This window comes from Mesorhizobium sp. M1A.F.Ca.IN.020.06.1.1, assembly GCF_004023265.1.
Classification (GTDB): Bacteria; Pseudomonadota; Alphaproteobacteria; order Rhizobiales; family Rhizobiaceae; genus Mesorhizobium.
In genome coordinates this window covers 1-7,110 of sequence record NZ_RZSR01000234.1, presented here as the reverse complement: position 1 = coordinate 7,110, position 7,110 = coordinate 1, and the positions used below count along the sequence as shown (strand labels likewise).

General features: G+C 64.3%; 6 protein-coding genes. All 6 read left to right on the top strand.

Translation table 11 applies throughout. The annotated features are described in order from the left end of the window. A partial coding sequence (locus EOA60_RS12865) for an LptF/LptG family permease (RefSeq protein WP_128311433.1) occupies positions 1 to 898 on the top strand: 898 nt, incomplete at its 5' end. 2 nt (positions 899 to 900) lie between these two features. Further along, the gene (gene lptG / locus EOA60_RS12860; protein ID WP_095823642.1) at positions 901 to 1,983 is read left to right on the top strand and encodes an LPS export ABC transporter permease LptG; all 1,083 of its coding nucleotides are present in this window, start codon (positions 901 to 903) and stop codon (positions 1,981 to 1,983) included. Continuing rightward, positions 1,983 to 4,397 (top strand): LPS-assembly protein LptD, encoded by a 2,415-nt coding sequence (locus EOA60_RS12855; protein WP_164893831.1) that lies wholly within the window; start codon positions 1,983 to 1,985, stop codon positions 4,395 to 4,397. The genes lptG and EOA60_RS12855 overlap by 1 nt, the downstream gene beginning before the upstream one ends. Positions 4,398 to 4,603: 206 nt before the next feature. Next, positions 4,604 to 5,530 carry a peptidylprolyl isomerase gene (locus tag EOA60_RS12850; RefSeq protein WP_066995711.1) on the top strand — a complete coding sequence of 309 codons (927 nt, stop codon included), beginning with the start codon at positions 4,604 to 4,606 and terminating at the stop codon, positions 5,528 to 5,530. A 78-nt stretch (positions 5,531 to 5,608) separates the two neighbouring features. Then, the gene (gene pdxA / locus EOA60_RS12845; protein ID WP_095823644.1) at positions 5,609 to 6,643 is read left to right on the top strand and encodes a 4-hydroxythreonine-4-phosphate dehydrogenase PdxA; all 1,035 of its coding nucleotides are present in this window, start codon (positions 5,609 to 5,611) and stop codon (positions 6,641 to 6,643) included. Beyond that, positions 6,640 to 7,110: rRNA adenine N-6-methyltransferase family protein (locus EOA60_RS12840; RefSeq protein ID WP_281060741.1), on the top strand; the 471-nt coding region annotated here is incomplete at its 3' end. The genes pdxA and EOA60_RS12840, both read left to right, overlap by 4 nt.

The window sequence follows — 7,110 nt, the reverse complement described above, 5'->3', positions numbered from 1 at the left end:
GCCGATCCTTCTGCTGGCGCTGGCGGCCAGCGTCTTTTCCTTTGCCGTCGATAACGGCGTCGATCCCTATGCCAGGCAGAAGAACCGGCAGCTGGTGGCGGCCTCGCGCGCCGACCTTCTGTCACTGATCATCCAGGAAGGCACCTTCCGTAAGATCGACGACGGCCTGTTCCTGCAGATCGGCGAACGGCTCCCCGACAACAAGCTCGGTGGCATCTTCGTCGCCGATTCGCGCGAGGAAGGCGCCAACCTCACCTATTACGCAAAGACCGGCAGCATCGTCGAAAAAGGCGACGAGAAGGTGCTGATGATGAATGACGGCGTCATCAACCGCAAATCGGTGACCGGCGACCTTTCCGTCATCCGTTTCACCTCCTACGCCTTCGACCTGTCGGCCTTCATGTCGGCGGCGAACGAGATCACGCTGCTGCCCAAGGACCGGACGACGCCATACCTGCTCGACCCGGATCCCAACGACAAGATGTACCAGCGCAATCCGGGCAGCTATACGGCCGAGGTCAACCAGCGCTTCTCCGAATGGTCCTATTCGCTGGTCTTCGCGCTGATCGCGCTTGCGGTCGCAGGCGACGCGCGCTCGCACCGCGAGGCGCGCATCCATCCGCTGATCACCGCCATCGCAATCGCCCTTTTCGTCCGCTGGCTTGGCTTCTTCGCCGCCGGCAAGGCCGACAAGGTCTGGTACTACGCTTATATGGTCTACGCCGTTCCGATCGTGGCGTCGGCGGTCTCCGCCTGGTTCATCGTCTCGTCGCGGAGCATGGAACTGCCCGCCGCCTGGGCCGACTGGATGACGAATGTCGCCGGTCGCGTGAGCGAGGGCTGGACGGCGCTCAAGCTGTGGCTCGCCCGCCGCGGCACCTCCGGCCAGGGAGCCTGACGATGGGCTGGACGCTGGGCCGCTATTTCTTCTTCCGCTACGTGTCGATCACCATCTGGTTCTTCCTCGGCCTTTTGGCGCTGGTATTCCTGATCGATTTCACCGAACTTTCGGGGCGCACGACCGGACTGCCGGGCTTCACCTACGGCACCGCCTTCGCCATTTCGGCGCTGAGGATGCCGATGATCATGCTGCAGACGGTGCCTTTCGTCGGGCTGTTTTCGGCGATGGCGACGCTGGTGTCGCTCAACCGCCGCTACGAGCTCGTCATCGCGCGCTCGGCCGGGGTTTCGGCCTGGCAGTTTCTGTTCCCGTGCTGCGTCGGCGCGCTGATGTTCGGCCTGCTGTCGGTCGGCGTGCTCAACCCGATCGCCGCGCACGGCTTTTCCTGGTCGGAGCAGATGGAAAACCAGCTGCGCGCCGGCAAGTCTAACGCCGTCACGGAGGACACGACGCCCTGGCTGAGGCAAAAGACCAACTCCGGCGACACCATCATCGGCGCCCGCGCCATCCTCAACCAGGGGCTGGAAATGGCGGACGCGGTATTCTTCGTCCTCGACCAGCAGGGCAACATCGTCGAGCGCAAGGACGCCGCGCGCGCCTTCCTGCGCGACGGCTACTGGGAATTGCAGGACGTCAAGCTGTTCAAGGACGGCAACATCCGTGCCGAGGCTTCCGACCGCGTGGCCACCAACCTCAAGCCGGAATTCGTGCAGGAACGCCTGGCTCGCCCGGAAACCATTCCGTTCTACGAGCTGCCGGCAAAGATCGAGGTTGCCCGCTCCTTCGGCCTCAAGGCAAATGCCTTCGCCATGCAGTTTGATTCGCTGGTGGCGTTGCCGTTTCTCCTCGTCGCCATGACGCTGATTGCGGCAACAGTTTCAATGCGATTTGCGCGGATGGGGCAGTCGGCGACGATGATTCTGGGTGGCGTCCTGGCCGGCTTTCTGCTTTATGTCGTTTCGGTACTGGTCAAGGCATTCGGGGTCGCCGGATTCGTGCCTACAATGGTGGCTGCATGGGTTCCGGTTCTCGTGGCTATGTTCTTCGGGGTGACTTTTCTGCTATACAAGGAAGACGGCTAGTGAGGGAGGCTGGTTTGCGCAGCCATAGGCAGGCCGGCCTGGCACGCCTTTATGGGGCGACAGCCTTGGCATGTTTGTTCGCTTGCGTGGTACCGACGGTGCCGGCGCTGGCGCAGACCATCACGGCGAAGCCTGTTCCCTCCGGCACACAGATGCTGCTGGCCGCCGATACGCTCGTCTATGACAACGACAAGCACACCGTGACGGCCGTCGGCGGCGTGCAGATCGACTATGGCGGCAACAAGCTCGTCGCCCAGCGAGTGGTGTACAACCGCGATACCAAGCGCCTCGTCGCCAGCGGCGCCGTCGAGCTCATCAACAGCGACGGCACCAAGATCAATTCCGAGCATATCGACATCACCGAGGATTTCGCCGACGGCTTCGTCAACGCGCTGCGCGTCGAGACGGTCGAGAAGGCCTATTTCGCCGCCGAAAGCGCCGAACGCATGGGCGGCGTGCTGACGACATTCCACAACGGCATCTACACCGCTTGCGAGCCTTGCGAGGACAAGCCCGACTCGGCACCGACATGGCGCGTCAAGGCGAGGAAGATCATCTGGAACGGCGAGAAGAAGACGGTTCGCTTCGAGAATGCGAATTTCGAGTTCTTCGGCTATCCGCTTGCCTATTTGCCAGCCTTCGAGATCGCCGACCCGACGGTCAAGCGCAAGAGCGGCTTCCTGATCCCCGGCATCGTCTACAACAACAACCTCGGCGTCGGCCTCAAAGTACCCTACTATTTCGCGCTCTCGCCGACCTATGACCTGACCGTCACCGGCAGCGGCTACACCAAGCAGGGCTTCCTCGGCGAGGCCGAATGGCGGCAGCGCTTCAACAATGGCGAATACAGCCTGAAAATCGCCGGCATCAATCAGCAGGATCCGGACGCCTTCATCGGCACGGGCAATCGCTTTACCGTCGATTCGGGAGAGCCAAACGATCCCAACAAGTTCCGCGGCATGATGGGCACCAAAGGCCAGTTCGCCATCAACGAGCGCTGGAACTTCGGCTGGGACGTGCTGCTGCAGACCGACAAGAATTTTTCGCGCACCTATAACATCGACGGCTACAACGACCTCGTCCACCAGTCGTCGATCTATCTGACGGGCCTGAGCGACCGTAATTATTTCGACGTCAGGGCAATGCGATTCGAGGTGCAGGAAGACACGCTGTCCAGCGACCCGACGGCGCGCTCCGCCAAGCAGCCCTGGGTGCTGCCGTCGTTCGACTACGCCTATATTCCCGACATGTCGGTGGCGGGCGGGCAGTTGTCGCTCAATGTCAATGCGCGCGTCATCAGCCGGGACCGGCTGGACGCGGTGCTGGCCAATCCGCTCGACGACACTTCCATTAACAACGTGCGCGGCCTCGAGGGCCAGTCCAGCCGGTTGACGGCGGAGGCCGAATGGAAGCGCACCTTCACCACCGATGACGGACTGCAGCTGACGCCGCTGCTCGCCTTCCGTGGCGACGCCGGCTATGTGTCGACCACATCCGAATCGCTGGCGGCGGTCAACCAGATGGCGGCGAATCTCGGCGAGGATGTCGACATGCGCTCCTCGCTCGCCCGCTACATGGCCACGCTCGGCCTGGAGATGCGCTGGCCACTCCTGTTCTCGATGTCGAACTCCAGTCATGTCCTGGAACCGACAGCGCAGATCTTCGTGCGGCCGAACGAGCAATATGTCGGCGGGCTGGCCATTCCGAACGAGGACGCGCAGAGCTTCGTCTTCGACGCCACGACCCTGTTCGAGCGCGACAAGTTCTCCGGCTACGATCGCATCGAAGGCGGCACGCGCGCCAATGTCGGCTTCCGCTACTCCGGCGCCTATGGAAACGGCTGGGGCACCAACGCCATCTTCGGCCAATCCTACCAACTGGGCGGCGAGAACTCCTTCGACGCGCCGGACCTCGTCAATGTCGGCGCCTATTCGGGCCTGCAGACCGCCAAGTCCGACTATGTCGGCCTCATCGGCTTCAACAGCCCGAGCGGCTTCTCCGGCTCGCTCAGCGGCCGGTTCGACGAGCAGACATTCGAGGTCAGGCGCGCGGAGATCAAGGCGGCCTATTCCGGCCTGCCGGTTTCGCTCAGCGCCAAATATGCCTTCATCCAGGCGCAGCCGCTCTACGGCTTCGCCACGGACCGCCACGAGGTCACGCTCGGAGCCTCTACGCACCTGGCCGAGAGCTGGCGGGTCTTCGGCACCGGCACCTACGATCTGGAGACAAGCGTCCTGGTTAAGGACGGCGTCGGCTTCGCCTATAACGATTCCTGCTTCACCTATGTGATGACGTTCTCGCAGACGCGCGATACGGTCACCAAGGAGGTGTCGCAGAATATCGGCTTCAACCTGTCGTTCCGCACGCTCGGCGATTTCGGCTCGTCGACCAGCGGCGTTGACACGATCCAGTAAGCGGAGGCAGCGCCGGTCACCGCGTGCGCCGTCGCCGGCGTGAAGCTTGGATTGGCGCGTGATCCTTCGAAAATGGGGCCGATTCTCGGGGTCCTGCGCCGGCGACATTGTTTCGCCGCATAGGACGGGCATGGGGTCGACCACATAGCGCATGCGTTCGGAGGACGTGCGGCGCCGTCGTGGCGGATAGGAATTGGGAAGGTGAGATGAGGAAATACCTGTTTTCGGCAGGATTCGCGCTGCTGGTGGCGGCGACCTCGGTTTCGATCGCGGCAATGACGCCGCCGGCATTCGCCAGCCAGATCAAATATGTCGTCAACAACATACCGATCACCACCGGCGACATCGCCCATCGCGCCGCATTCTTCAAGCTGCAGCGCAAGAAAGGCGACGCGGCCAAGGAAATGATCGACCAGACGCTGCGGCTTGCCGAGGCCAAGCGGCTCGGCATCCGCATCACCGACCAGCAGGTCGACGCCGCCTATCAGCGTTTTGCCTCCAACAACAAGATGCCGCTCGCGAAGCTCGACGCCGTCATGGCGCAGTCGGGCGTCACCAAGGAGCATTTCAAGGAGTTCATCCGCGCGCAGATGGCCTGGAACCAGGCGCTTGGCGCGCGCTACCGCTCCGGCGAGGGTGGCTCGGTGACTGAGCAGGATGCGGTCCGCCGCATGCTCGACAAGGGCGGCTCCAAGCCGAGCGCCACGGAATATATGCTGCAGCAGGTCATCTTCGTGGTGCCCGCTTCCGAGCGCTCGGCCACGCTTGCCAAGCGCAAGCGCGAGGCCGACGCCATGCGTGCCCGCTTCAACGGCTGCAACACCACGCGCGAATTCGCCAAAGGGCTGATCGACGTCACGGTGCGCGATCTCGGCCGCGTGCTGGCGCCGCAATTGCCGTCGGACTGGGCCGAACAGATCAAGGCGACCAAGGTCGGAGGGGCGACGCCGACGCGCGAGACCGAACGCGGCGTCGAGTTCATCGGTATCTGTTCCTCGCGCGAGGTTTCCGACGACAAGGCCGCCCAGATGGTGTTCCAGGCCGAAGGCGGCAGCAACGACAAGGACGCCGACGAGCTCAGCAAGAAATATGTCGAGGAACTGCGCAAGAAGGCCACCATCGTCGAGCGATAGGCCGTTGCGGCGCATGACAGAACAAGGCTCGAGCCACCCGCCCTGCTTCGAAGCAGGTATGGCGCCCCACGTGACGCCATGAGCGCAAGTAGGACCGACGCGCCGCTGGCGCTCAGCGTCGGCGATCCATCCGGCATCGGGCCCGAGATCGCCATCACCGCCTGGCAGGCGGGCGACAGCGCCGGCGTGCCGCCCTTCTACCTGCTCGCCGACCCTGCCCTGATCAAGGCGCGGGCGCGTCAGATCGGGGCCAACGTGGCGATCATGGAGACCTTGCCGGGGCAAGCGGCACACCACTTTCCCCGCGCATTGCCCGTCGTGCCACTCTACGCCCGGCATCTGGACAGTCCCGGAAAGCCGAATTCGGCCAATGCCGCGGGCACCATCGAAGCGATCGACCGCGCCGTCGCCGACTGCCTCGCCGGCCGCGCCGCAGCGGTGGTCACCTGTCCCATCGCCAAGAAGCCGCTCTACGACGCCGGCTTTCGCTTTCCCGGCCACACCGAATACCTGGCGCATCTGGCCTCGCGCCACACCGGCGCCGAGGTGACGCCGGTAATGCTGCTTGCCGGGCCCGAATTGCGCACGGTTCCGGTCACCATCCACATCGCGCTTGCCGAGGTGCCGAAGGTTCTGACGAGCGAGCTGATCGTGGCCACAGGACGCATCACCGCGGCCGACCTCGAGAGCCGCTTCGGCATCGCGCGGCCCAGGCTCGCCATCGCCGGGCTCAATCCGCATGCCGGCGAAGGCGGCGCGATGGGCGCGGAGGATCTGTCGATCGTCCTGCCTGCCGTTGAGGCGCTTCAGGCCGAGGGCATCGACGCCGTCGGGCCGCTGCCGGCCGACACGATGTTCCATCCGCAGGCACGCGCCGGCTATGACGCAGCCCTTTGCATGTATCACGACCAGGCGCTGATCCCAGCCAAGACGCTGGGCTTCGACGAGGCCGTCAATGTGACGCTCGGCCTGCCCTTCATCCGCACCTCGCCGGACCACGGCACGGCGTTCGACATCGCCGGCAGGGGCATTGCACGCGCCGACAGCCTGATCGCGGCGCTGAGGCTGGCGCGCCGCCTCGCCGACAGCGGCCGCCGGACTGCGGCGGCATGAGGCTCGATTTGAGCGGGGGGCGCACGACCATCGACGGATTGCCGCCACTGCGCGAGGTGATTGAGCGCCACGGTTTGCAGGCGAAGAAAGCGCTCGGCCAGAACTTCCTGCTCGACCTCAATCTGACGAGCAAGATCGCGCGCGCGGCCGGCGACCTCAGCGAGACGACCGTGATCGAGGTCGGGCCCGGCCCCGGCGGGCTGACGCGGGCGCTGCTCTTCAACGGCGCCAAACGCGTGATCGCCATCGAGCGCGACGAGCGCTGTCTGGAAGCGTTGGCGCAGGTGTCCGGCCATTATCCCGGCCGGCTCGAGGTCATTCCCGGCGATGCGCTGAAGACGGATTTTGCCGCGCTTGGCGGCACGGCGGGCGGCGGCCCGGTGAAGATCGCCGCCAACCTGCCCTACAACATCGGTACGGAGCTTCTGATCCGCTGGCTGACAACGGTCGATTGGCCGCCCTTCTAT